The sequence below is a fragment of the Pseudomonas sp. ef1 genome, from assembly GCF_007293365.2.
GTDB classification, from domain to species: domain Bacteria; phylum Pseudomonadota; class Gammaproteobacteria; order Pseudomonadales; family Pseudomonadaceae; genus Aquipseudomonas; species Aquipseudomonas siliginis.
Genome location: NZ_CM129815.1, coordinates 875,658 through 897,441, shown reverse-complemented (window position 1 = coordinate 897,441; position 21,784 = coordinate 875,658). Strand labels below are relative to the sequence as shown.

19 protein-coding genes and 1 pseudogene are annotated in these 21,784 nt (G+C 53.3%); 12 read left to right on the top strand and 8 right to left on the bottom strand.

Annotated elements, in window-relative coordinates; translation table 11 throughout:
* The first annotated feature begins 1 nt into the window (after window position 1).
* The 7 genes from glmS (at window position 2) to FEE99_RS04250 (ending at window position 10,806) form a co-directional block, all read left to right on the top strand.
* Window positions 2-1,834 carry a glutamine--fructose-6-phosphate transaminase (isomerizing) gene (gene glmS, locus FEE99_RS04280; protein ID WP_041476529.1) on the top strand — a complete coding sequence of 611 codons (1,833 nt, stop codon included), beginning with the start codon at window positions 2-4 and terminating at the stop codon, window positions 1,832-1,834.
* Window positions 1,835-2,115: 281 nt separating this feature from the next.
* The gene (locus FEE99_RS04275) at window positions 2,116-2,970 is read left to right on the top strand and encodes a TnsA endonuclease N-terminal domain-containing protein (protein WP_019816909.1); all 855 of its coding nucleotides are present in this window, start codon (window positions 2,116-2,118) and stop codon (window positions 2,968-2,970) included.
* A complete protein-coding gene (locus FEE99_RS04270) occupies window positions 2,967-5,135 on the top strand; it encodes a Mu transposase C-terminal domain-containing protein (RefSeq protein WP_019816908.1) in 2,169 nt (722 codons plus the stop codon). Before FEE99_RS04275 ends, FEE99_RS04270 begins: the two co-directional genes overlap by 4 nt.
* The gene (locus tag FEE99_RS04265; RefSeq protein ID WP_019816907.1) at window positions 5,132-6,592 is read left to right on the top strand and encodes an ATP-binding protein; all 1,461 of its coding nucleotides are present in this window, start codon (window positions 5,132-5,134) and stop codon (window positions 6,590-6,592) included. Before FEE99_RS04270 ends, FEE99_RS04265 begins: the two co-directional genes overlap by 4 nt.
* Window positions 6,593-6,608: 16 nt before the next feature.
* Complete coding sequence (locus tag FEE99_RS04260; RefSeq protein WP_074059166.1) at window positions 6,609-8,276, top strand: TnsD family Tn7-like transposition protein; 1,668 nt, start codon at window positions 6,609-6,611, stop codon at window positions 8,274-8,276.
* Window positions 8,277-8,654: 378 nt separating this feature from the next.
* A complete protein-coding gene (locus FEE99_RS04255) occupies window positions 8,655-10,286 on the top strand; it encodes a TniQ family protein (RefSeq protein WP_225568932.1) in 1,632 nt (543 codons plus the stop codon).
* Between the two features lie 187 nt (window positions 10,287-10,473).
* Window positions 10,474-10,806 (top strand): DUF2790 domain-containing protein, encoded by a 333-nt coding sequence (locus tag FEE99_RS04250; protein WP_032872197.1) that lies wholly within the window; start codon window positions 10,474-10,476, stop codon window positions 10,804-10,806.
* Between the two features lie 303 nt (window positions 10,807-11,109).
* Here FEE99_RS04250 and FEE99_RS04245 read toward each other — a convergent pair whose 3' ends face one another.
* The 6 genes and pseudogenes from FEE99_RS04245 to FEE99_RS04220 all read right to left on the bottom strand — a co-directional run bounded on the left by FEE99_RS04245 (window position 11,110) and on the right by FEE99_RS04220 (window position 15,934).
* Window positions 11,110-11,577 (bottom strand): DUF411 domain-containing protein, encoded by a 468-nt coding sequence (locus FEE99_RS04245; protein WP_032872163.1) that lies wholly within the window; start codon window positions 11,575-11,577, stop codon window positions 11,110-11,112.
* Window positions 11,567-12,369 (bottom strand): annotated as a pseudogene (locus FEE99_RS04240) (c-type cytochrome). Before FEE99_RS04240 ends, FEE99_RS04245 begins: the two are co-directional and overlap by 11 nt.
* 9 nt (window positions 12,370-12,378) lie before the next feature.
* Window positions 12,379-13,341 (bottom strand): copper resistance protein B, encoded by a 963-nt coding sequence (locus FEE99_RS04235; RefSeq protein WP_041476531.1) that lies wholly within the window; start codon window positions 13,339-13,341, stop codon window positions 12,379-12,381.
* A complete protein-coding gene (locus tag FEE99_RS04230) occupies window positions 13,313-13,561 on the bottom strand; it encodes a hypothetical protein (protein WP_143978986.1) in 249 nt (82 codons plus the stop codon). Before FEE99_RS04230 ends, FEE99_RS04235 begins: the two co-directional genes overlap by 29 nt.
* 12 nt (window positions 13,562-13,573) lie before the next feature.
* Window positions 13,574-15,550 (bottom strand): copper resistance system multicopper oxidase, encoded by a 1,977-nt coding sequence (locus FEE99_RS04225; RefSeq protein WP_034115529.1) that lies wholly within the window; start codon window positions 15,548-15,550, stop codon window positions 13,574-13,576.
* A 177-nt stretch (window positions 15,551-15,727) separates the two neighbouring features.
* Window positions 15,728-15,934 (bottom strand): co-regulatory protein PtrA N-terminal domain-containing protein, encoded by a 207-nt coding sequence (locus FEE99_RS04220; RefSeq protein ID WP_019816895.1) that lies wholly within the window; start codon window positions 15,932-15,934, stop codon window positions 15,728-15,730.
* Window positions 15,935-16,317: 383 nt separating this feature from the next.
* On the opposite strand from FEE99_RS04220, the gene flgB reads away from it, so the two are divergent.
* Window positions 16,318-16,731, top strand: coding sequence for a flagellar basal body rod protein FlgB (flgB, locus tag FEE99_RS04215; RefSeq protein ID WP_019816894.1), 414 nt, complete (start codon window positions 16,318-16,320; stop codon window positions 16,729-16,731).
* A 110-nt stretch (window positions 16,732-16,841) separates the two neighbouring features.
* Here the strand turns inward: flgB and FEE99_RS04210 are convergent, their stop codons facing one another.
* Complete coding sequence (locus tag FEE99_RS04210; protein ID WP_019816893.1) at window positions 16,842-17,042, bottom strand: heavy-metal-associated domain-containing protein; 201 nt, start codon at window positions 17,040-17,042, stop codon at window positions 16,842-16,844.
* Window positions 17,043-17,401: 359 nt separating this feature from the next.
* On the opposite strand from FEE99_RS04210, the gene FEE99_RS04205 reads away from it, so the two are divergent.
* The 4 genes from FEE99_RS04205 to FEE99_RS04190 are packed head-to-tail and all read left to right on the top strand — an operon-like array spanning window position 17,402 to window position 19,214.
* Window positions 17,402-17,677, top strand: a complete 276-nt coding sequence (locus FEE99_RS04205; protein ID WP_019816892.1) for a metal/formaldehyde-sensitive transcriptional repressor — start codon at window positions 17,402-17,404, stop codon at window positions 17,675-17,677.
* A 20-nt stretch (window positions 17,678-17,697) separates the two neighbouring features.
* Window positions 17,698-18,618 carry a CDF family Co(II)/Ni(II) efflux transporter DmeF gene (dmeF, locus tag FEE99_RS04200; protein WP_034115526.1) on the top strand — a complete coding sequence of 307 codons (921 nt, stop codon included), beginning with the start codon at window positions 17,698-17,700 and terminating at the stop codon, window positions 18,616-18,618.
* Between the two features lie 39 nt (window positions 18,619-18,657).
* Window positions 18,658-19,029: a hypothetical protein gene (locus tag FEE99_RS04195; RefSeq protein WP_034115525.1), complete on the top strand. Its 372-nt coding sequence runs from the start codon at window positions 18,658-18,660 to the stop codon at window positions 19,027-19,029.
* Between the two features lie 2 nt (window positions 19,030-19,031).
* The gene (locus FEE99_RS04190; RefSeq protein WP_034115524.1) at window positions 19,032-19,214 is read left to right on the top strand and encodes a DUF1289 domain-containing protein; all 183 of its coding nucleotides are present in this window, start codon (window positions 19,032-19,034) and stop codon (window positions 19,212-19,214) included.
* Between the two features lie 37 nt (window positions 19,215-19,251).
* Here the strand turns inward: FEE99_RS04190 and FEE99_RS04185 are convergent, their stop codons facing one another.
* Window positions 19,252-21,609, bottom strand: a complete 2,358-nt coding sequence (locus FEE99_RS04185; protein WP_081932349.1) for a heavy metal translocating P-type ATPase — start codon at window positions 21,607-21,609, stop codon at window positions 19,252-19,254.
* Window positions 21,610-21,784: the final 175 nt, after the last annotated feature.

Genomic DNA, 21,784 nt, shown 5'->3' with positions numbered 1-21,784 from the left:
CATGTGTGGCATTGTCGGCGCTGTAGCTGAACGTAATATCACCGCCATCCTTCTCGAAGGCCTGAAGCGCCTCGAATACCGCGGCTATGACAGCGCCGGTGTGGCGGTTTATACCAATGACCAGACCCTGGAACGCATGCGCCGTCCGGGCAAGGTCAGTGAGCTGGAAACCGCCCTGACCGAACAGCCGCTGTCCGGTCGTCTCGGTATCGCCCACACTCGTTGGGCGACCCATGGCGCGCCGTGCGAGCGCAATGCCCACCCGCATTTTTCCGGTGATATCGCGGTGGTGCACAACGGCATCATCGAGAACCACGAAGCCCTGCGCGAACAACTCAAAGCCTTGGGTTACTCGTTCAGCTCGGACACCGACACTGAAGTCATCGCGCACCTGCTGACCCACAAGCTCAAGGAACAACCGGACCTGACTGCAGCGCTCAAGGCAACCGTCAAGGAACTGCACGGGGCCTACGGTCTGGCGGTGATCAATGCGAGCCAACCGGATCGTCTGGTCGCCGCGCGCAGTGGCAGTCCATTGGTGATCGGCCTGGGTCTGGGCGAGAACTTCCTCGCTTCCGACCAACTCGCTCTGCGTCAGGTCACTGACCGCTTCATGTACCTGGAAGAAGGCGATATCGCTGAAATCCGTCGCGACAGCGTGCAGATCTGGGACGTGAACGGCAACGCTGTCGAGCGCCAGACCGTGCAGTACACCGACGGTGCCGAAGCCGCCGACAAGGGCGAGTTCCGCCACTACATGCTCAAGGAAATCCACGAGCAACCGGCCGTGGTCCAGCGCACCCTCGAAGGTCGCCTGGGCAACAATCAAGTGCTGGTTGAGGCCTTCGGTCCACAAGCTGCCGAGCTGTTCGCCAAAGTGCGCAATGTGCAGATCGTCGCCTGCGGCACCAGCTATCACGCCGGCATGGTCGCGCGTTACTGGCTCGAAGAACTGGCCGGTATTCCGTGCCAGGTGGAAGTCGCCAGCGAATTCCGTTATCGCAAAGTTGTGGTGCAGCCGGACACGCTGTTCGTGACCATCTCGCAGTCCGGCGAAACCGCTGACACCCTAGCGGCCCTGCGCAATGCCAAGGAGCTGGGCTTCCTCGCCAGCCTGGCGATCTGCAACGTCGGCATCAGCTCGCTGGTGCGCGAATCCGATCTGACCCTGTTGACCCAGGCCGGCCGCGAAATCGGTGTGGCCTCGACCAAAGCCTTCACCACTCAACTGGTCGGCCTGTTGCTGCTGACCCTGTCGCTGGGTCAGGTGCGCGGCACTCTGGCCAATGGCGTCGAAGCCACGCTGGTCGAAGAACTGCGTCGCCTGCCGACTCGCCTCGGCGAAGCGCTGGCGATGGACAGCACCGTGGAAAAAATCGCCGAGCTGTTCGCCGAGAAAAACCACACCCTGTTCCTCGGCCGTGGTGCGCAATTCCCGGTAGCGATGGAAGGTGCCTTGAAACTCAAGGAGATCTCCTACATCCATGCCGAAGCCTACCCGGCCGGCGAGCTCAAACACGGGCCGCTGGCACTTGTGGATAACGACATGCCAGTGGTGACCGTCGCGCCGAACAACGAACTGCTGGAGAAGCTCAAGTCCAACCTGCAGGAAGTCCGCGCTCGCGGCGGAGAGTTGATCGTGTTCGCGGACGAAAAAGCTGCGATGACCAACGGCGAAGGCACCCACGTGGTGCAAATGCCGCACATCCACGACATTCTCTCGCCGATCCTTTATACGATCCCGCTGCAACTGCTGTCGTATTACGTCGCCGTGCTCAAGGGCACCGACGTTGATCAGCCGCGCAACCTGGCGAAATCGGTCACCGTGGAATAAGTTATCCACCGTTGATCTACGCTCTGGTTTTTAACAATAAAGATTGACACAAAACAATAAAGTTTGACACTGGCGAACATAGATTGACACAAGGCTCAAACCCCCGTATCTACGGGGGTTTTCCTTTCCAGGCTTTCCCTTTGGTCTGGAATCATCGCTTCAACTTTCAGCGGGTGTAGTCTAGAAAACGTTTTGTATACGGCCGCTTTGCCGGTCGTGTCCTTCTACGACTTTTTCTCGGCGCGAGGTGAAGCGGTCCGCATCGACTGAGGAGGCGTGGGTTGCGAGGTCGTAAGTTTGCATCACAGCAGGACATTGAACGGCACATTGCAAATGGATTTGGCGAAGGCGCCGGGGCAAGCTACGTGCCTTGGCTGCGGGTACAAGATGTCCCGTCGATAGGTCGTTCGCACAAGATTCAAGGCGTGAAGATCGAGAGGATTCATCACCTCCTGTCAGATCTCGAGCGTTCGTACTTCCTTGTGTGTGAATTTTCTGAAGACGTCGTGGATATACGGGAGCAATACCCTTTACTACCCACAGAGCGTGCGCAAGCGATAGCGTCGGCGATCGATGTACGCTATCCAAGATACCCTAGAACAACACTGCCTTATGTGATGACAACAGACTTCCTGTTAACTGTTAAGGACCCGAGCGGAAACTTCAAATCGGTAGCTAGGACGGTGAAGTATCGTTCCGATTTAATTGGCAATGGAAGTAAAAGAACGCTTGAAAAACTTGAAATTGAAAAGCGTTTTTGGGAAAGCCAAGGTGTAGATTGGAAAATCGTAACAGACGAGTTTTTTACACGAGATTTTATAAAAAATCTCGGACTAGTCAGGAGATACTCGAAGCTCTCGCGTGATCTAATGAAAGTGCCGTTGCATTCGAATTTTATTGAGTGCTTGGTAAACAGCCGGGAATATTCGTGGACCTTGGCCACCTGTCTAAGAAAAATAGCATCACTTCTGTCCATTTCCTATATAGACGCTCAAGCAATTTTCTTTCATCTGGTTTGGAACAAAACACTCAAAATAGATTTGGTTAACACTCCTCTCCACCTTACTGGTCTAGTTCCTGACTTCGAAGTTTCCCCGAGCCCTGTCCAAGTATCGTTGAAGGAGAAAATGTCATGACTGTTCTCGTTAATGACGTTTTCGAGCCTGTAACCGATCTGTCGGTCATCGCTACGATAGCCAGGCTCCTTTACCAAGATGAAACGCATGACTTAGCAGTTGTGATGGATCTATCTGACCCACCCCGGCAGCCATACGCTGTGGGTCTGGAGGAGCTTCGTCGATCGTTAGCGTCTGGTCACACCAAACCAGCAGCCATTGCCACGCCCGAGTTCATGCTTGTGCTTGAGGAACAGTTGGATGAGAGAGCCAAGCAAGGCCGGGACGAAAAGTGGGCCGTCATCGCCCCTCTGCTAGATCCTGAATACCCAGGACAAATATTTGTACGAGGTGAGTTAGGCCGACTTGTTAGCAAACGGGCGTCAGAGCTCGGAATCCAGCGGAAAACGATCTATCGACTTCTTTACCGCTATTGGTTTTATGGTCAAGTTCGCAACTCATTGCTTAACAATTATACGGCAGTAGGGGTTGCCGATAGAAAATATGATCCGAGCAGGCCACCAGGGCGAAAGCCTAAATTTCAAGGCGTTCTTACTTCGCCTTCCAAGATGCTCAGTGCAGTTGATAAACGATGCATCCGTGTTGGATATGCTCTTTATGTAAGAGATAAGAAATCATCTATTTCGAGCGCATATGACGAAATGTTGAGACGATTCTACTCTGTTCGAGACATCTCTAAAAACAGTGAAGAAGAGCTTCGTTTGTTGCCTGGTTCAGAACTCCCCAGCTTGAGGCAGTTCCAATATTGGGGACAGATTTTTTTCGACGAGATTGAAACCGAGCGTGGCCGTAAAGGGTTGAGGAGGTGGTTAAAGGATTGCCGTCCGCTTTCAGGTACCGTTCGAGATTGGCTGCGTGGACCCTGTCATCAGTTCGAAATCGACGCAACGATTGCCGATATTTATTTGGTCAACAGCTACTCTAGACGGATGCTCATTGGTCGGCCCGTTGTTTATATCGTAGTGGATAGTTTCTCCGGAATAATTGCTGGTCTCTATGTAGGATTGGAGGGCCCTAGTTGGAATGGGGCGAGACAAGCGCTGTTCAACGCGTTTACCTCCAAAGTCGAGTTCTGCGCTCAGAACGGCGTTGACATCAATGCAGATGATTGGAATTGTCACCACCTGCCCCACCAGATTTACGCCGACCGGGGAGAGATGCTGTCACTCGCAGCAGAGGGGTTATCCTCAGGGTTGGGAATTGAGATGGGCACTGCCCCACCTTATCGGCCTGATTGGAAGCCTATGGTAGAAAGTCGGTTTGGCATTTTGAATGATTTGACGGGTATCAGGTGGCTACCTGGCGGGGTAGCTGCGCGGGACAAAGAGCGCGGCGAGCGAGATTACCGGCTCGATGCCACGCTGAACCTCAAAGAGTTCACCCAAATCCTCATCAATTGCGTGCTCCACTATAACCGTCACCATCGACAGCCTGACCGACTGACTCAAGCGATGATGAATGACGGCGTAGAACCTACGCCTAACGGTATATGGAATTGGGCCTGCGACAACGACCTGATCGAATCCAACAAACGTCCCGACGAGCTGGTTTATCTCCACCTTTTACCGCGTGAGCGCGCGACCGTTCAAAAGGGCGGAGTGATGTTTCGCGGCATGCACTACGTGTGTGATATGGCCATAGAGAAAGATTGGTTTGCCAAGGCTCGCAAAGGGGGCGTTTGGTCAATAGAGTGTTGGTTCGATCCGAACTCTGCGGCACACATTTGGATTCAAGGAGAGGCCAAGCAGTTTATCCGTTGTGATCTTCGACGATCGGATGCCGGTTACGCGAATTATCGCTCGGACGAGATTTTTGATCTGCTCGAAGCCTATCGCCAAAAACCGCCTACTCGCCGTCGAGCTGAGCTGGAAAGCCGTGTGCAGCTTAGCGATCAGGTCCACCAGATCATCAGTCACGCGCTCGCAGAACGAAAACAGGAACCTGCTCCGCCTACTAAGGCAGAGGCCACTGGAAACATCCGCGAGAACCGCGCAGAAGAACGTCTCCGCGAGCGTGAAAATGCGGTTGTTCCTGAAGGCGTCAGGGTGGAGCCAGCTTCACTTCAATCTGAAACGACACAGAAAGCGCATGATTCATATGCCGGTGAGCGCACCGCTCAGGTTATCGATTTGCTCAAAAGAATTCGGCCAGGACAGGCAAAATGAAAGGTGCACAGACGTTTGCCAATTACGTCAGACAGGACATTAGTGAGTATGCGGGTAACCCGCTTATCGAAGCTTTGCCTCCGATATTGTCGGAGGCGGCGGCTGTTGAACTGATTTCGAACTTTCCTCAGCCGGTGGATCCGAAAGAGCTGACGCTCGAAGGAGCCACTCGAATTCACTGTATCGACAGGCTGAGAACCGTCGTACAGCCGTTCTTGCTACATCTGGAACTGGAGGCCCTGTTCTCACTGCTCATCCGTCGAGGGTATGTCGGGCGTAACCCGATGTCGCCCGCTACCGTCCGGCATTTGCATTCTTTATCGGGAGCTCAGCGTTACCACGATGCGTTCAAGTCCACTGCAGAAACGTTTACGGTCGTCGGCCTGAGCGGCATTGGCAAGTCAACGGCACTCCACGCCATCTTGAGCCTTTATCCACAGACAATCCGTCATGAGCGCTATGAGGGAAAGCAGTTTGTTCATACCCAAATCACATGGCTGAAGCTTGACTGCCCTCGGGATGGATCGCTGGCTGGATTTTGCCAGCAGTTTTTTTATGCGGTTGGAGACGCTCTAGGAGACAAGGACTACCACAAGCGCTACCGGCATCGAAACATCAATGATGCGCTGCAACAGATGGAGCAGGTGGCCAGCACGTTTTTCATCGGCGCCTTGTTGATCGACGAGCTGCAAAACCTCCACCTGGCGAAAACCGGTGGTAAGGAGAGCATGCTGAATTTTTTCCTGCACTTGGTAAACAACATCGGTATCCCGGTGGTTTTCAGTGGCACGAACTCGACGATTAGCCTGTTCTCAGAAGCCATGCGGACTGCCCGCCGAGTTTGTGGTGCTGGTACGCTCGAATTCAAACGATTCGAAAAGGATGATGAGGAGTGGCGGTTGTTGGTCGAAAATCTCTGGAGCTATCAGTGGTGCAAACAGACGGCTGAGCTGACCGACGAGATTTTTGACACGCTGTATGAGCACACTCAAGGCGTCACGGATTTCCTGGTCAAGCTGCTGGTATTGAGTCAGCGTTATGCGGTCCAGAGTGGCTCGGAGTGTTTGACTGCCGAGATCCTGGTGAAGGTAAGCAACTCAAAAATGCAGATTCTAAAGCCAGCCCTTTCAGCTCTGCGTAGCCGTGATCCGAAGCGGATGCGACAGTTTGACGATTTGCTGCCGATTGAGGATCAGCTGAGCGAAATGATGGTTTTCGATGGATTGGCACGAGAGGATCGCCTCACCTTGCTTCGAAGCGTTGTATCCCGTGAGAAGCCGGTAGACCCATCTCCGACCATTTTTGCGAAAGATCACCCATCGCCGATTGCTACTGCTGTGGAAAACTCAGAGGCTAAAGCGCTTAGCGAACATGACGCTCCCCTCGACGCTCTGCGCGCTGCGGGCTGGCTCAACGAGGACCTGTTTGAGTTCTCACCGATGTATCACAAAGCGTGAGTCGGAGGGGGGTGAAGTGCAACTTAAACTCCATTTCTTCCCCGCCGCGTTTCCCGACGAGACGCTGCACAGCGTGATTTCTCGTTATGCCCGTCTTTGCGGTGTTCGTAATTGCCAAGCAGCATTTGCCGGACTGAAATCGGCGGCAGCTTTTTCGCAAAATGTGGCATTCCCGAGTCATTTAGGGGATTTTGTCGATGCGCTACCCAGCGGTACTGAGCTATCGGTAGCCGAGGTCCTCATGCGCCACACATTATTACCCTACTATGCGCCGTTTTTGAGGATGAGCCAGGTCGAACACGCTCGGACGCTGATGACCGCTGATGGGAAAGGCTTGATGTTGAAGCTGGGCGTCAACGCGAGCCGTATTGGATTCGCCTCCCGAGTGCGGTTATGCCCAGAATGTATCGCACAAGATCAGGCTCAACGGGGAGTCGCTTACTGGCACAGGGTCCACATGCTTCCAGGCGTGCTGGTATGTCCGCATCACGGTACGTCACTCAGGATCCTTGATCCTCGCTGGTCCAGCCGCAGCTCTCGACAACTCAATCTGCCCAATGATGAGAATGTGCAAGCACACACAGTACTTCTCGACACCCCGTTGCGGTGCATGCCACCGCTTCACGAAATAGCGTTGCGCTCACTTCAGGTCCTCGAGTCTGACGTCACTGCTTTGTCGGCGGAGGCGGTGCGCTTCACGCTTTTACACAGGGCAACGCAGCTCAACCTTGCTTCTGATAACCATCGCTTGCACCTGCACATGCTGGCGCAGCACATGGCCGATTTTTTTGCTGCACTCCCGCGAGAATGGGAGTTTTCTATACTCGGAGATGTTCGTGCAGGTACACCCGCCTCATGGGTCACGAAGCTGCTTCGTACGCCTATAACCTCTCACCATCCGCTCAAATACATTTTATTGGCCGGTGCTCTGGGCGTTGAAATGGTGAGCTTGCTTCATGGTCAATGCCCAGTGAAAGAGGCGGTGGCATGTGATCCGAAAGCTCACATTCGGCTTCACGCGCGCCTTTCTCCGGTGATGCCTGGTGAAGGCCTGGACTGTTCGTCAGCCGCTGTGTGGCAACATGCTCTTGAAGAAGCTGATGCCAAAAAGATCGCTGCCGTTCTAGGCGTTTCATCAGCGTATGTCTATCGTCACATCAGAAATGTACCCGGCGGGCAAGATGCTTGGAGGGAGGCACGATTTCACACTGAGCTATGCGCAAGACGCGCGGCTTTCGAGGCTGATTATCGATTTTACAAAGCACATGCATGCAGGGGGTATGCGTGGCTGTATCGCCACGATAAGCAGTGGCTTTCGGAGTCAACTGCAAACCCAAGCCCCCATCGTACGCCTCGTCTAAATAGCACCGAAATGTTCGCTGCCCTCGATGCGAGACTGGCCGGCGAAGTCCGTCAGTGTGCCGACGCGCTTTATGCTCTTGCGGGTAAGCCTGTCCGCATTTCGCGTACCAGGATAGGTCGGGAGCTTCATGTTCTTTCTCGCTTCGAAAAGCAGCTTTGCAAGCTTCCTCTGTGTGCCGCAATGCTCGAAAAAGTATGTGAACCAATCGAAGGCTTTCACGATAGGCGTCTGCGATGGGCTAGACGCCAATTGCTCTCAGAGGGCAAGGCTGTATCACGTTCTTCGCTCTACAGGGTCGCGAGCATTCGACCCATGCTGTAATCCAGCTGGGCATTCCCCCTCCATCTAAAAAGTTCTAAATCAATTCACCATAAACCCATTATTTTTCTGTTAATGAAAAAATTCCCCTCCAGAATAGGTCCGGCATACGCTGGATCATCACGATCAGCATGTAAACGTACTAACCCGCGATCAACTGAAATAGTTTTGCAACCGGCATGGGCTGACCTACGCGGGTTTATCGATACGTGTTTTGTATTCGAGGAATACGGGCGCGGCAGGATTTAGATGAATTCACTACGATTCAAAGTTGAGCGGCTTGTCATTTCAAATCCAGACCGGATGCAGAATTTTAGGGGTTGCATATATACTGCCCCCGGATGCACATTCTCTTCGAGCCCTACCTTTAATCGGTAAATGATGTCTGATCTATTATTTTTCCCCGTTTCGATGCCGGATGAAATGCTTTACTCTCGTGTCACCCGATATCACTATCTGTCAGGTAACAGAACCGCGACGGAAACCTATCGCGATTTGTTCGCATCGAAACCCTTTTGCATCGGTGGCATCGTACCCAAGCAGATCGAGAGGCTCGCGCACAGGCTGCCGGGGCAATCGGAGAGCAATCTCGCAGAGTTGATCAGAAGCAATACTACTTTTCCTGCTTACCGACCGTTTCTTGGGGTTAAGCAGGGGCCAGAGAACGACGTAGGGCCACTGGGTTATGACGGGGTGGTACGGGTGCCCCGCAGAGAAGAGTCCACCCATGGCAAGGCTAAGCTTTGTCCTACCTGCGTTCAGGAAGATTTGATTGAGCGGGGTTCTGCCTACTGGCATCGATCTCACCAGATACCCGGTGTTGCCGTCTGTTGGCGTCATGGCGACGCATTGATCCATGCCTGCCCCGAGTGCTCTCGCCCGTTCTACCGTAAATTGAAGCTGCTTCCCAATCTGACTGAGCCATGCGCATGCGGCTGGAGCCCGTTAAACAGCGCAGCAATACACAAGGGGTCAAAGATGGAACAGAAAGTCGCTCTGTTCGCACACGATATCCTGCAACGCAATATCCCTCCGATAGGCAGTACGGTATTAAGTTCGTGCTACGTCCGCCAATGCAAGAAACGCGGATTCATTTTCGGAAAAAATGCGGGTATCGCAAAACTATTCGACAGCATCCAAAGCGCTTACGGCGATGAGCTTTTGGCGCAGATTGATCCAGCCTACAACACCGGAAAGCATGAGCAATGGATCCGGCTCAAATCAGATAAAGGTCAGCTAAATATGCCGCTCGCGCGGCATTTGATCATTGCTCTTCATTTGTTTTCCAGTGCAGATGGCTTTGAAGAGGCTCTGAAGAATGAGTCTATTCTGCTGAGTGCCGCTGTTTCTCCGCGAGCGCCCAAAGTCGAAGAATCGCGTCTTAGTCAAAAAACTAGATATCGCCAAAAAATCGAGTTGCTTTTAGCGCTACGTACCGATGCCAATATCGAGTACCTCTGGAAGAAGGCGTACAAACCTACGCAATGGATTCTAGAAAATGATAACGCATGGTTAATGGCAAAACTCCATGCCCCTAAAAAAGCTACAGTTAAGGTCGAAAAGTCCGTCGACTCAAGAGACGACGCCTATGCAGCCCTTATCGAAGCGGGCGTAGATGAGCTGTATAAAGTTACGAAAGATCCGAAGAGAGTGAACATTCGGAATTTGCAATCGCTGCTCCCAGGTTCGTTACCTCATGAGCTGGATCTACGCAAGCAGAGGTTCCCTCTTACTTATCAACAGATCAAGATTCATCAGGAGTCAGTATGGCATTTTCGTCTAAGAACTTTGGTGTGGACTGTCTCTGAACTCATCAGGATGAAGCTCCCCGTGAATTACTCGACGGTAAGATTGACCTCAGCGGTATCAAGCAAGGTTTTCCTGGTTTTTTGCAGTTTCTTCGAGTGGGATCTGGAAAGCCTGGCAAGAACCGGGGTCGACGCGGAGGCCCTGCTCAGGTCTACCGGCGTATCGAGGAATTGGGAGGGACCACCGGTTCAAATAAGCTTTTGAGGGCATCTTTGTTCCGTCAGCGTCTGCCAACCTTTGGTGTTAACAAAAATCCCATCTGGCTTGAAAGCGTAAATGCGGGGTAGCGTCCACCTTTCACATTAGTAACCTTCGCGGCAGCTTTCTGAAAGCTTTCACTTGTTACTCTTTAACTCAGTAAATTGAGCTTTAGGAGAAAATCATGAAAGCAATGACAGCAGTGAAAGCGTTTTGCGCCGCTTCGATTTTGACCTTATCTTCATTAGCCATGGCTGAAGGTGGCGGTGACCGCGTGTATGGTCGAATGATGCAAGAGAACCAACAAGCAATGGAGCAATATGCCTCAAGGAACGGCAAGACTCCTCCTGAAGTTGTTCATTATGAATATGGTATGAACCTCGATATCCACAAGGTCGTCAGTGTCACGCAAGCCAATAAAACCTGTGGGGTTGCCCCTTCGCGCATGACCTATGAAGACTCTACGGGCAAGCTTAACACCGTGGAATATAAGGTCATGGCCGACAACTGCCCCCATGGAAGCTAGACAATGAAATTATTTAAGAACTGCATAATTCTCCTTTGTCCGAAACTAGCTTACTGCTCGCTGACGTAGAAGTAATTTTCAGGAAAGCCTGAAGTTATCCATTTTATGAAATCATTCCGTCAGTCGAAGGGTTTCTAACGTGCAGTAAACAATTGCTCGACCACCTGATACATCCCGCCTCCTTGTTTTTCCTTTGGTTTGGGAGGTGGTTTAGGCGCCCTAGTGGCGCCTTTTTTACGTTCGAAATGAGCTATGTCCTCTGCACGGCCATGACCTTCAGCATGCAGGAGTGAGATTAGAAGATCAGTTTTCGGGGTATTCAGCAACGACGTGGTCTGTGCCTGCCTTTGACAAGCCGATTACGTTATACGCGTCATGTTTCCCGTCCACTTCCATTCCTGGGGAGCCGGCCGGCATGCCTGGAACGGCAATCCCGAGCAGGTCATCACGTTTGCTCATCGCAATGATTTGCTCGGCGGGCACGTGACCTTCAACAAACTTTCCGTTGATGGTTGCTGTGTGACAGGACGAGAGCTCAGGAGAAATCCCGAGACCGCGCTTGATCGCGCTCATGTTGGTTTCCACGTGATCAACGACGGTAAAGCCGCTGGCTTCAAGGTGCTGGACCCATTTCTTGCAGCATCCGCAATTAGCGTCGCGATGTACATCGATCGTCAATGGCTCTGCTGCGTGACTGGCTGAACTGATGAACAGAGCCACGAGAGCAGCGAGACGAAGTGCCCGTCTGCGACGAAGAGAATTATTTCGCATGGGTATGTTCCTTCCCATCAGTATGTGTATGTGATTTGGGCTGTACGGTTGGAGTCGGGGCCGCGTCATCTGAAGCTTCCCTACCCTTATGATCGGCGTGGTCCGCAGGCTCCTTTGCAGACGGCGCTGCGGAGGGGCCATGGGCATGTGCCGTGTTTTTCTCGTCATCATTAGCGCGGACTTCCGCCCTTTGGTTGGCAGCACCTGCGCCACTTTGCCCCTGGGTCGTTCCATGTTGACCCTCATGGTTGTGCATCACGCTTTCGCCACCACCGTGTTGATGGCCACCGCTACTCGTGATCAGGGCTTTGTATTGCTCTGTATCAAGTGACGGAAGCTGCTGGAGAAATGCGACCATCCCCCATATGTACGGATCGGCCATGCTTTTGCCCCACGCGGGCATGCCGGTGGATTTGATGCCGTGCTTGATGATCCAAAAGCTGCGGCTGGGTGCCCATCGACGCCCAGTTTTGAAAGGTTCGGAGGTGCGGGGTAAAGGCTGTTACTCAGTTCGGTGCCTGTAAGGCCCGGAGCCAAATGGCAACCGACACACATCGAGTTGTAGTTGCCAGCACCTTCACGGATGAGGGCTTCTTGGCTCAGGTCGGGGACCTGAATGTCGCGCGAGCGCACTTCGATCGAGCGATCCCGAGCAATAGAAAGTAGCGCGTAGACAGGGGCAGAGTGGGGATCATCCGCCCCGACATTGATCACGCCGAAATATACCACGCCGGCAGCCGCTGCTACGGTGGCCAGACCAGCAGCTATCAGTGCCTTCAGTGTAATCTTCATGCCCGGTTCTCAGAACCACATCCGGATACCGGCGACAAAGCGTGCCTCGCTGGCATCTTCACCTTCCTCACGTGCAAAGTCTGCCGTATTGCCATAGGAACGGCTCCAACTCACCCCGATATAAGGGGCAAATTGGCGGACAATCTCATAACGCAATCGGAGCCCCACTTCGGTGTTGGCTAATCCGGACCCGATGCCGCGCTGAGGGTCATTCTTCCCATAAAAATTGACCTCGGCCGTCGGCTGCAAGATCAATCGATTCGTCAGCAGAATGTCGTAATCGCCTTCCAGTCGAGCAGCCGATTGACCGTTCTCACCGATGTAGGCAGTCGCTTCGGCCTCGAAGTTGTAGAGGGCCATGCCCTGAATGCCGAGTGCGGCCCAGGTTTGAGGAGACCCTGGTTTGAAATCCTGTCGTACACCGGTGACGACGTCCCACCACGGTCCGATGGAGTGCCCCCAGAGCGCGGATAATTCAGCACTTTCCGTCACGCCATTGGTACGTTCGCCTTCCGAGCGCAACCACAGTCGATCAATGTCACCGCCGATCCATCCTTTCGCATCCCAAGCCAACGCACTACCGTTGTCAGCATCCTGGTATTCAAACTTATCCAGCAGCATGAAAGAGTTGATTGTTTTGTCGTGGACACCATGACCAGCGACATCTGGAAAGGCGGCTGCACGGTCAGCATCGGTAAGTACGGGGACAGGGGTTCGACTGGTTGTCGTCGTCCCTTCATCCATACTTTCCATGCCGGTCATTTGACCGTCGTCCATTTTCATCTTGCTGTGGTCCATAGCCCCCATGTTGCTATGGTCCATCGCTCCCATGGAGCCATGGTTCATCTTGGAGTGAGCGGCGTGAGCCACGGCAAAGAAGACAGGACTCGTAGAAACTGCCAATACCATCAACGTTGGGCGTAAAAAATTCCTGGTCATGATCTCAATCCGCCTTCTTGTTTTCTTGGTCATGATCCATCGACTCATGGCGCATCTTGGTATGAGGCATCGTCGCGTGATTCGGCGTTGCCTCGTTTGACGTGGTCGCAGTCTTGTTCGGCGCATCCGCAGAAGTAGCAGGTGAATGATCACGACGTTCTTCGACTGCCAATGCTACGCAGGAGAATCCACCCATCAGGCCAAAGGCAAAGAGGCAACCGACCAGCGATTTACGATTTAGGTGTGTGCTCACAGATCGTCTCCTTTACTCATCAACCCGTACTTCACGGAACATGCCCATTTCCATATGGAAAAGCAGGTGGCAGTGATAGGCCCAGCGACCTAAAGCATCGGCGGTGACTCGATAGCTGCGCTTGGTACCCGGTGGCATGTCGATTGTGTGCTTACGTACCATGAACTTGCCGTTTTCATCTTCAAGGTCGCTCCACATTCCATGAAGGTGGATGGGGTGCGTCATCATGGTGTCGTTTACCAAGGTGATGCGAAGACGCTCCCCGTACTTGAGACGAAGGGGCTCAGCATCAGAAAATTTGATGCCGTTGAAGGACCAGGAAAACTTTTCCATGTGACCGGTCAGATGCAGCTCAATGGTGCGATTGGGCTCTCGGCCATCAGGGTCCTGGAAAGTGCTCTTCAGATCTGAGTAAGTGAGCACCCGTCGACCGTTGTTCCGCAAACCGATACCTGGATCGTTCAGTTTTGGCGTTGGGTTCATGGCCTGCATGTCAACCAACGGGTTGTTGGTTTCGGACGCTGGGTGAGATTGCATCTCGCCTCCCATACCGCCCATCCCTGCCATCTGGCTGTGGTCCATGCCGGCCATGTCGGACATGTCGCCTTTGTCCATCCCCGCCATCTTGCTGTGGTCCATGCCGGCCATGTTGGACATGTCACCTTTGTCCATACCTGCCATCTTGCTATGGTCCATGCCGGCCATGTTGGTCATGTCACCACTGCCCATGCCGGTCATCCCGGTCATGTCACCTTGGTCCATTCCCTGCATCTTGCTGTGATCCATGCCAGCCATACCTGACATGTCACCCTGTTTCATATCGCCGCCGCCCATGCCAGCCATGCTGCCATGGTCCATGCCAGCCATACCGCCCATGCCCATGTCATCCATGGTCAACAGCGGACGCGGATCGATCGCCGGTACCGGTGCTTTCAGTCCTTCACGAACTGCCAAGGTCCCCCGCGCATAGCCGGTTCTATCCATGGACTGGGCAAAGATTGTGTAAGCCTCCTCGGTGGCAGGCTCAACAATCACATCATAGGTTTCTGCCACGGCGATTCGGAATTCATCGACACTGACTGGTTGGACATATTGGCCGTCGGCCGCCACCACGGTCATTTTCAAACCAGGAATGCGAACATCGAAATAGCTCATCGCTGAGCCATTGATAAAGCGCAGGCGTAGCTTCTCGCCAGGCTTAAAAATACCGGTCCAGTTGCCGTTCGGCGCTTGGCCATTCATGAGGTAGGTGTAGGTATCCCCGCTGACGTCTGCCAGATCAGTTGGGTTCATTTTCATTTCGGCCCACATTTTCCGGTCGGCGACGGCAGCAGACCAACCTTGCTTGCTGACGTCGTCGATGAAGTCGCCCACGGTACGTTTGTGGTGGTTGTAGTAGTCCGATTGTTTCTTGAGTTTGGCCATGACGCGACCAGGATCCTCATCGGTCCAATCAGTCAGCATCACCACATAGTCGCGATTGTATTGAAACGGCTCAGGCTCTTTCGAATCGATGACTATTGGCCCGTAAACACCTGCCTGCTCTTGCAACCCAGAATGGCTGTGGTACCAGTACGTGCCGTTTTGATGCACCTTGAACTTGTATTCGTACATGCCGTCGGGCGCGATGCCGTGGAAGCTCAAACCCGGTACGCCATCCATGTTGGCAGGCAAAATAATGCCGTGCCAGTGGATGGAGGTGTCTTGATCCAGACGGTTCTTCACGCGCAGAGTGACCGTCTCCCCTTCGCGCCAACGCAGCAAAGGCCCCGGCAACGAGCCATTGATGGTCATGGCTGTGCGCGGCGAGCCAGTGATGTTTACCGGCGTTTCACCAATAAACAGATCAAATTCGTTGCCGGTGAGGACGCTCGGCAGGCCGGGACTGGTCACTGCCCATACAGGAGTGCGCCACAGACCAAGGCCACCAAGGATGCCGCCGGCGGCCAGGCCTTTAACGAATGTCCGTCTAGAGGTTTTGGAATGCATGCCGTTTATTTCCGATCAGTCAAAAGGGAGCCGTTCAAATCAACCCGTGAGTTGGCAAGATGAGCTTCGCGTACCGAAAAAAAGACGAATTTTTCATTGCAAGCGAGCTCAGAAATTGCCACATCTAAACCACCTTCGTGATTACATTTCTGTCAGCTTGGCCGCGTGCCTGATCGTTCAGCAGTTTTTATGGTCCATCGCTTTGGCTTTGCTTTCAGCGACAGGCGGTTGAGCGCTCTGCGTTTGAGCTACCTGGTACGATTCCATCGAATTCGTCCTGGCCACTTCCATACGTGCGAAAGTCCGGTCACCACCGCCTTCAGCCATGGCCAGAGTGGAAACAGTCAGCGCTGCGACGACGAACAAGGTTTTGATGGTGTTCATATGGGCTACCTCAGATGTGTGAAAATATCCCCTCTGAATCACATCATGGATTGGACTCTTTGGGGGTGAGCAAAAGACTCAGTTGGACTATAAGAGACACCCCCTGTCAGGAAGCTTAGGCCAATATTACAGTTGTGTCAGTTTGGAATATTTTTCTTGAAGTACACGCTATTTAATACGTATGGTCTCCATCTTTTCGCATTGCGCGACTTTTATTGAATATAAGATTGAAGTGTAATCATTGCTTTGGGTTCCATTAATTCTCACGGAGGCGATGTTCTAGGTCTCTGCATTAAAATTAAAAGGAGACTTGAATGCTCTGCTGCAACAGCTGGGTGTTCAATGATCAAAGAAGATAGTAATGCCACCGAGGGTGATTAATTGTGAGTATTAATTTTGAGAAAGCATTAGGCTCCGCAGAAAGAGCGTTAGTTTATCGTGGCCAAAGAGCTGAGATCTTAAGTAACAATATCGCGAACGCTGACACTCCGAACTTCAAAGCCCAAGACTTGGATTTTTCTACTGTGCTCGCCAGCCAAACCAAAGAACCTGCTACCACTGCGTTTTCTTTGAAAACAACAAACGCAAAGCATTTTCTTAAGAAAGAATCGGCGGTGGCTATATACGGGCGCGACTTGCTTTACAGCACGCCGGCTCAGCCTGCCTTGGACCAAAATACTGTCGATCAGCAGGTCGAGGTCGCGAAATACACGGAAAACGCGATACGTTTCGATGCCGCTTTTACTCGGCTAAATGGAGCATTCAAGGGTTTGCTCAAAGCTCTGCGCGGTGACTAGCAGCATAGGCGCATGCGAGCCAACTTTGGCCGATACAGCGGCTCAGGTACTTTCGGATTCAAAGGTATTCACCATCAGACGACGCTCTACTCAGGAGCAGGCGTCTCCATTCAATGGCTGATCTTGGAAGGAAAACCAACAGCCTCCACAGCTTTACGGAGCTGTTCAGCGTTTTCGCTACTTTCAACACTCACCTTACCGGTTGATCGATCGACGGAGACCGTAGCGTTGTCGTCCAGTGCCTGGATCGCTCTGGTGATTTTGCCGACGCAGCTGCCGCAACCAATGCCTGATACATCTAAGACAACCATGTAAATTACCCTCGTGCTGAGCGGTGTCTTTACCCGCAGCGACAGCATCGACGTTGACACCATGGCAAGGTCAACGATTATCTAATCAAAGCCGTGAGCGCAGATTTCGAGAAGTTTTACGGGACTTGACCACTCGGCTGCTAATTAGCTCGCTACCATTTGAACGGTTTCCAGGAGTGCGCCCTATTGTTCTCGTCGGTAAAGGTCGGCTAACGGCAACATTGCGGCTCTCTCGCTTGATCCAACGATTTTGTATGCCTCTCGTTTCGTCAACGGCTTTGATCTGTCCTCCCGCGAACCTTGCATAGGTATAGGGGGGAGGCCTATCATGCGACCCTATATAGGTAGGGGGGTATAGCGTGGGTCATATCGCATCACACAAAGACGATCTTCTTAAACGTGTAAAACGTATTGCCGGGCAAATTCAAGCTGTTGAACGAGCATTGGAATCGGACTTCGACTGCGCCAAGACACTACATCTTGTTGCGGCCACTCGGGGTGCCATCAACGGGCTGATGGAGGAGATCATCGAGGATCACGCACGAGCACATGTCGCGAACCCCGCGCTCAGCGAAGAAGAGCGTAACAAGGGCGTCGAAGAGCTTCTTGAAGCTATCCGCCGGTACTCCAAGTGAATGCATCCAGGTAAACACGTATGAGCAGGACCGACATCGATTACACACACGACCACGTGTTTCTAGGCTCAGCGCACGATGAGAATGCCAAGCGTACGCTTTGGGTTGTAGCACTCACGGTGGTAATGATGATCGGGGAGATCACCGCCGGCTATATCACGGGTTCGATGGCGTTACTGGCCGATGGCTTCCACATGGCAACCCATGCCGGCGCATTGGGCATCGCGGCGGCCGCTTACGGATACGCAAAACGCCACGCTACCAGCCAGCGCTACAGTTTCGGTACAGGAAAGGTTGGAGACTTGGGCGGGTTCGCCTCGGCGCTGATTCTTGGCATGATTTCGTTGGGCATTGGCGTTGAATCGTTCATGCGTTTGTTGCAGCCAACACCGGTTCAGTTTGGCACCGCGACCCTCATCGCCGTTGTCGGTTTGCTCGTCAACATTGTCAGTGCCCTGCTGCTGGGTCATGGGCATGGGCATGGACATGGGCACGACCACGATCACCCTCATGCCCACAACGGAAACGACAACAACTTGAGGTCCGCCTATGTCCACGTCGTTGCAGACGCGCTGACGTCGATTCTGGCCATCGCTGCCTTGCTTGCCGGTCGATATCTGGGTTGGGTGTGGCTCGACCCGGTCATGGGTATCGTCGGCGCTATCGTTATCGCTCGTTGGGCCTGGACCTTGATGGGGGTAACTGCGGGCGTGTTGCTCGATCAGACCGACGCGCACGTTGCCGAGGAAATCCGCGAACTCGTTGAGAAACCTGGTGGCGCTACCATTACAGACTTGCACGTTTGGAGGGTGGGACCTCAAGCGTGCGCGGCGATCGTCAGCGTTCTAGGTGAAGCCACTGTGAACGCCGAGAGCATTCGTGAGCGTCTCAAAACAGTTCACGAAGTCAGCCACCTGACCGTCGAGTTCCGGCAGACATGACTCAGCGCCTGTCCAGCACAACCTCTATAGGACACACCGATGCCGCCCGGTAAACGTGAACTGGCTCGGATCGAGCGCCAGTTGATCGTCACGCTCACCGACGCGTGCGAAACAGCAAAGGATGAGATAAAGGGGTTTATTTGGCTCACTCACACCGCTGACCTAAGTGCGTTGGCTGAAACCCTGAAGGTCATCTGGGTGTTCGAAACCCTGGCTGACAGGAAGCGGGCCGAGATTGACGCGAAGGCCCGCATCTTTGAGTTGACGGCGATCGCCTTGAAAGAGGCCAATCTTGACCTGCCTGTTTCAGACCGCAATGTCCGCTTCGACTCGGAGCAAGAGTGCCAACGCACGCACATAGGCGACTGGAAACATCGCGTGGCTGAATTACATAAAGCTAAGGGGGGCTGACTATGGCAAAAGAGATCGAGAATCCCTGTATCTCGGTTTGCCAACTCAGTGGTGATCTGTGTGTGAGCTGCGGGCGGAATAAGGAAGACATCAGAAAGTGGAAGCGCATGAAGCGGCCTGAAAAAATGGCCGCTGTGCAACGGGCGAATGCGCGCTTAAAGGAATTGAAGAAAGCACATGGATAGCCATTCCCCCCGAGTTAAAACGCTGCAATTTTGAAGGTCAGTCAACTCGGGTATTCCTCAGCCTCAATGCATTGAAAACTACCGACGCGGAACTGACGCTCATGGCTATGGCAGCGATCATTGGCGACAGGAGGTGCCCCGTCAATGGATAGAGCAAACCAGCGGCAAGAGGTATACCCATTGAGTTGTAGAGAAAAGCAAAGCCCAAATTCTGGCGCATGTTTTTAACTGTGGCGACCGAAAGAGCTCGTGCTCGTAAGATCCCCATCAGGTCACCTTTTACCAGCGTGAGTTGCGCGCTATTCATCGCCACGTCTGTCCCCGTTCCCATGGCTATCCCCACATCTGCTCGCGCCAGGGCCGGAGCATCGTTGATACCGTCACCCGCCATGGCCACTTTTCGCCCGTATTGCTGTAGGTCTGCCACCAGGCGCTCCTTGTCTTGGGGTTTGACTTCACCGTGGACCTCTTCAATCCCCATTTCCCTAGCGACAGCCCGAGCGGTAGTAAGCCCGTCCCCAGTAGCCATGATGATTTTAACGTTGTGAGCCTTAAGCTTGGTGACGGCCTCTTTTGAGGTCGGCTTGATCGGATCTGAGACGGCCAACAAACCTGCCAATGCGCCGTCGACGGCGAGGTAGACAATACTGATGCCGTCAAGTCGCAATACCTCAGCGCGCTCTTGTAGGGGGCTGGTGGTCACGCCTGCGGCTTCCATCAACGCGGTGTTCCCCAGCTGGAGCTTTTTGCCATCGACAACGCCACTGACGCCGATACCCGAATCAGACTCAAAGGATTCCGGCTTGGTCAGCTTGATGTTCTCGGATCTGGCGTGATCGACGATCGCATGTGCTAAAGGATGCTCGCTGCCCTGATCAAGGCTGGCAGCCAGGTGAAGGACGTCGTCGGGATTGAAGGTGGGAGTGGCCTCCACGCTGTGAAACACGGGCCGTCCCTCTGTCAGGGTGCCTGTCTTGTCGACAATCAGCGTGTCGATTCTGCAAAGGCTTTCAATTGCACTGGCATCTCTGAACAAAACACCCTTGCTGGCTGCTTTACCTGTCGACACCATGATCGACATAGGCGTAGCAAGTCCCAACGCACAGGGACAAGCGATGATCAGCACGGCGACAGCGTTGATTAGACCAAACACCCAACTGGGCTCAGGGCCGAAAAGCCCCCAACCGATAAATGTCATTATCGCAATCGTGATAACACCCATCACGAAGTAGCCGGCAATCGAGTCGGCCATTCGTTGCATAGGAGCCTTGGAACGCTGAGCTCTCGCGACCATCTGTACGATCTGGGACAGCATGGTTTCGGCACCGACCTTCTGCGCCTCCATTACCAGGCTTCCATGCGTATTCAGCGTGGCGCCGATCAGGCTATCTCCAGCTTTCTTCATTACCGGGACTGGCTCGCCAGTGAGCATCGACTCATCCACCGCACTTTTACCCTCAAGTACCGAACCATCAACTGGCACCTTTTCACCTGGTCTGACCCGTAAGTGGTCTCCCAGGTGCACATGGGTGAGAGGAATGTCTTCCTCTTCGCCATCGGCATTGATCCGACGTGCAGTTTTGGGCGAAAGGCCGAGAAGTGACTTAATGGCGGCGGAAGTTTGTGATCGGGCTTTGAGCTCAAGGATCTGGCCAAGCAACGTGAGCGAGATGATGACCGCTGCCGCTTCGAAGTAAACGCCGATACGTCCATCTTGCATGAAATTGGCGGGAAAACTTTGGGGGAAGAGCGTTGCTATGACGCTGTACAGATAAGCTGCGGCGGTGCCCAACCCAATCAGAGTCCACATGTTGGGACTGCGATTTTTAACCGAGGCCAGTCCCCTTACAAAAAAAGGCCATCCTGCCCATAAGGTCACGGGTGTCGCCAGAGCGAACTCGATCCAGTTTTGAGCCGAACCATGAAGAAGTTGTAACGAGTGACCCGCCATCGCGAGCACGGTTACGACCACGGTTAAGGGCAGCGACCACCAGAAGCGGCGATTGAAATCCCGGAGTTCAGGATTTTCTTCTTCATCAAGCGCCGGCATGACAGGCTCTAGTGCCATGCCACATTTAGGACAGTTACCGGGTCCGGTCTGCCGTATTTCAGGATGCATCGGGCACGTAAATTCAGTGCCCGTTTGTACCGCAGACTCCGGCGTTGTGCTGCCTGACTCGTTGCGCACCACGTGGCCACTGTAGCGCTCAGGGTCCGCTCGAAACTTCTCCTGACATTTCAGGCTACAGAACCGATACGTCTGTCCTTGGTAAGTCTCAGCAAATTTACTCGACGAAGTGACTGCCATTCCACACACCGGGTCATGTAGATCAGCATCATCCCGGGAAGCAGCATGGGTGTGATTATGGTCGTGATGGCCAGAGGTGGTAGGCATGTCTATTCCCCTTGTAAGGTGCTACTAGAAATGAGCATATTCAGTACAACGCTGATTTGCGGCTCCACAGTGGTGCGGTGATGTTTCCGCACGGACCCCGGCTGAGAAGCGTTGCTATGTTACTTGCGACTTAGCGTAGCCAACTCTTGCGTCGGGCCGGCAGAAACAGCCGACT

Coding starts and splice junctions, on each gene's coding strand:
- FEE99_RS04220 (WP_019816895.1), bottom strand. CDS start 15,934: ATGAACACCATCAAAACCTTGTTCGTCGTCGCAGCGCTGACTGTTTCC.
- dmeF (WP_034115526.1), top strand. CDS start 17,698: ATGAGCAGGACCGACATCGATTACACACACGACCACGTGTTTCTAGGC.
- FEE99_RS04185 (WP_081932349.1), bottom strand. CDS start 21,609: ATGCCTACCACCTCTGGCCATCACGACCATAATCACACCCATGCTGCT.
- FEE99_RS04255 (WP_225568932.1), top strand. CDS start 8,655: ATGTCTGATCTATTATTTTTCCCCGTTTCGATGCCGGATGAAATGCTT.
- FEE99_RS04235 (WP_041476531.1), bottom strand. CDS start 13,341: ATGACCAAGAAAACAAGAAGGCGGATTGAGATCATGACCAGGAATTTT.
- FEE99_RS04265 (WP_019816907.1), top strand. CDS start 5,132: ATGAAAGGTGCACAGACGTTTGCCAATTACGTCAGACAGGACATTAGT.
- FEE99_RS04225 (WP_034115529.1), bottom strand. CDS start 15,550: ATGCATTCCAAAACCTCTAGACGGACATTCGTTAAAGGCCTGGCCGCC.
- FEE99_RS04250 (WP_032872197.1), top strand. CDS start 10,474: ATGACAGCAGTGAAAGCGTTTTGCGCCGCTTCGATTTTGACCTTATCT.
- FEE99_RS04195 (WP_034115525.1), top strand. CDS start 18,658: ATGCCGCCCGGTAAACGTGAACTGGCTCGGATCGAGCGCCAGTTGATC.
- FEE99_RS04210 (WP_019816893.1), bottom strand. CDS start 17,042: ATGGTTGTCTTAGATGTATCAGGCATTGGTTGCGGCAGCTGCGTCGGC.
- FEE99_RS04190 (WP_034115524.1), top strand. CDS start 19,032: ATGGCAAAAGAGATCGAGAATCCCTGTATCTCGGTTTGCCAACTCAGT.
- FEE99_RS04245 (WP_032872163.1), bottom strand. CDS start 11,577: ATGCGAAATAATTCTCTTCGTCGCAGACGGGCACTTCGTCTCGCTGCT.
- glmS (WP_041476529.1), top strand. CDS start 2: ATGTGTGGCATTGTCGGCGCTGTAGCTGAACGTAATATCACCGCCATC.
- FEE99_RS04270 (WP_019816908.1), top strand. CDS start 2,967: ATGACTGTTCTCGTTAATGACGTTTTCGAGCCTGTAACCGATCTGTCG.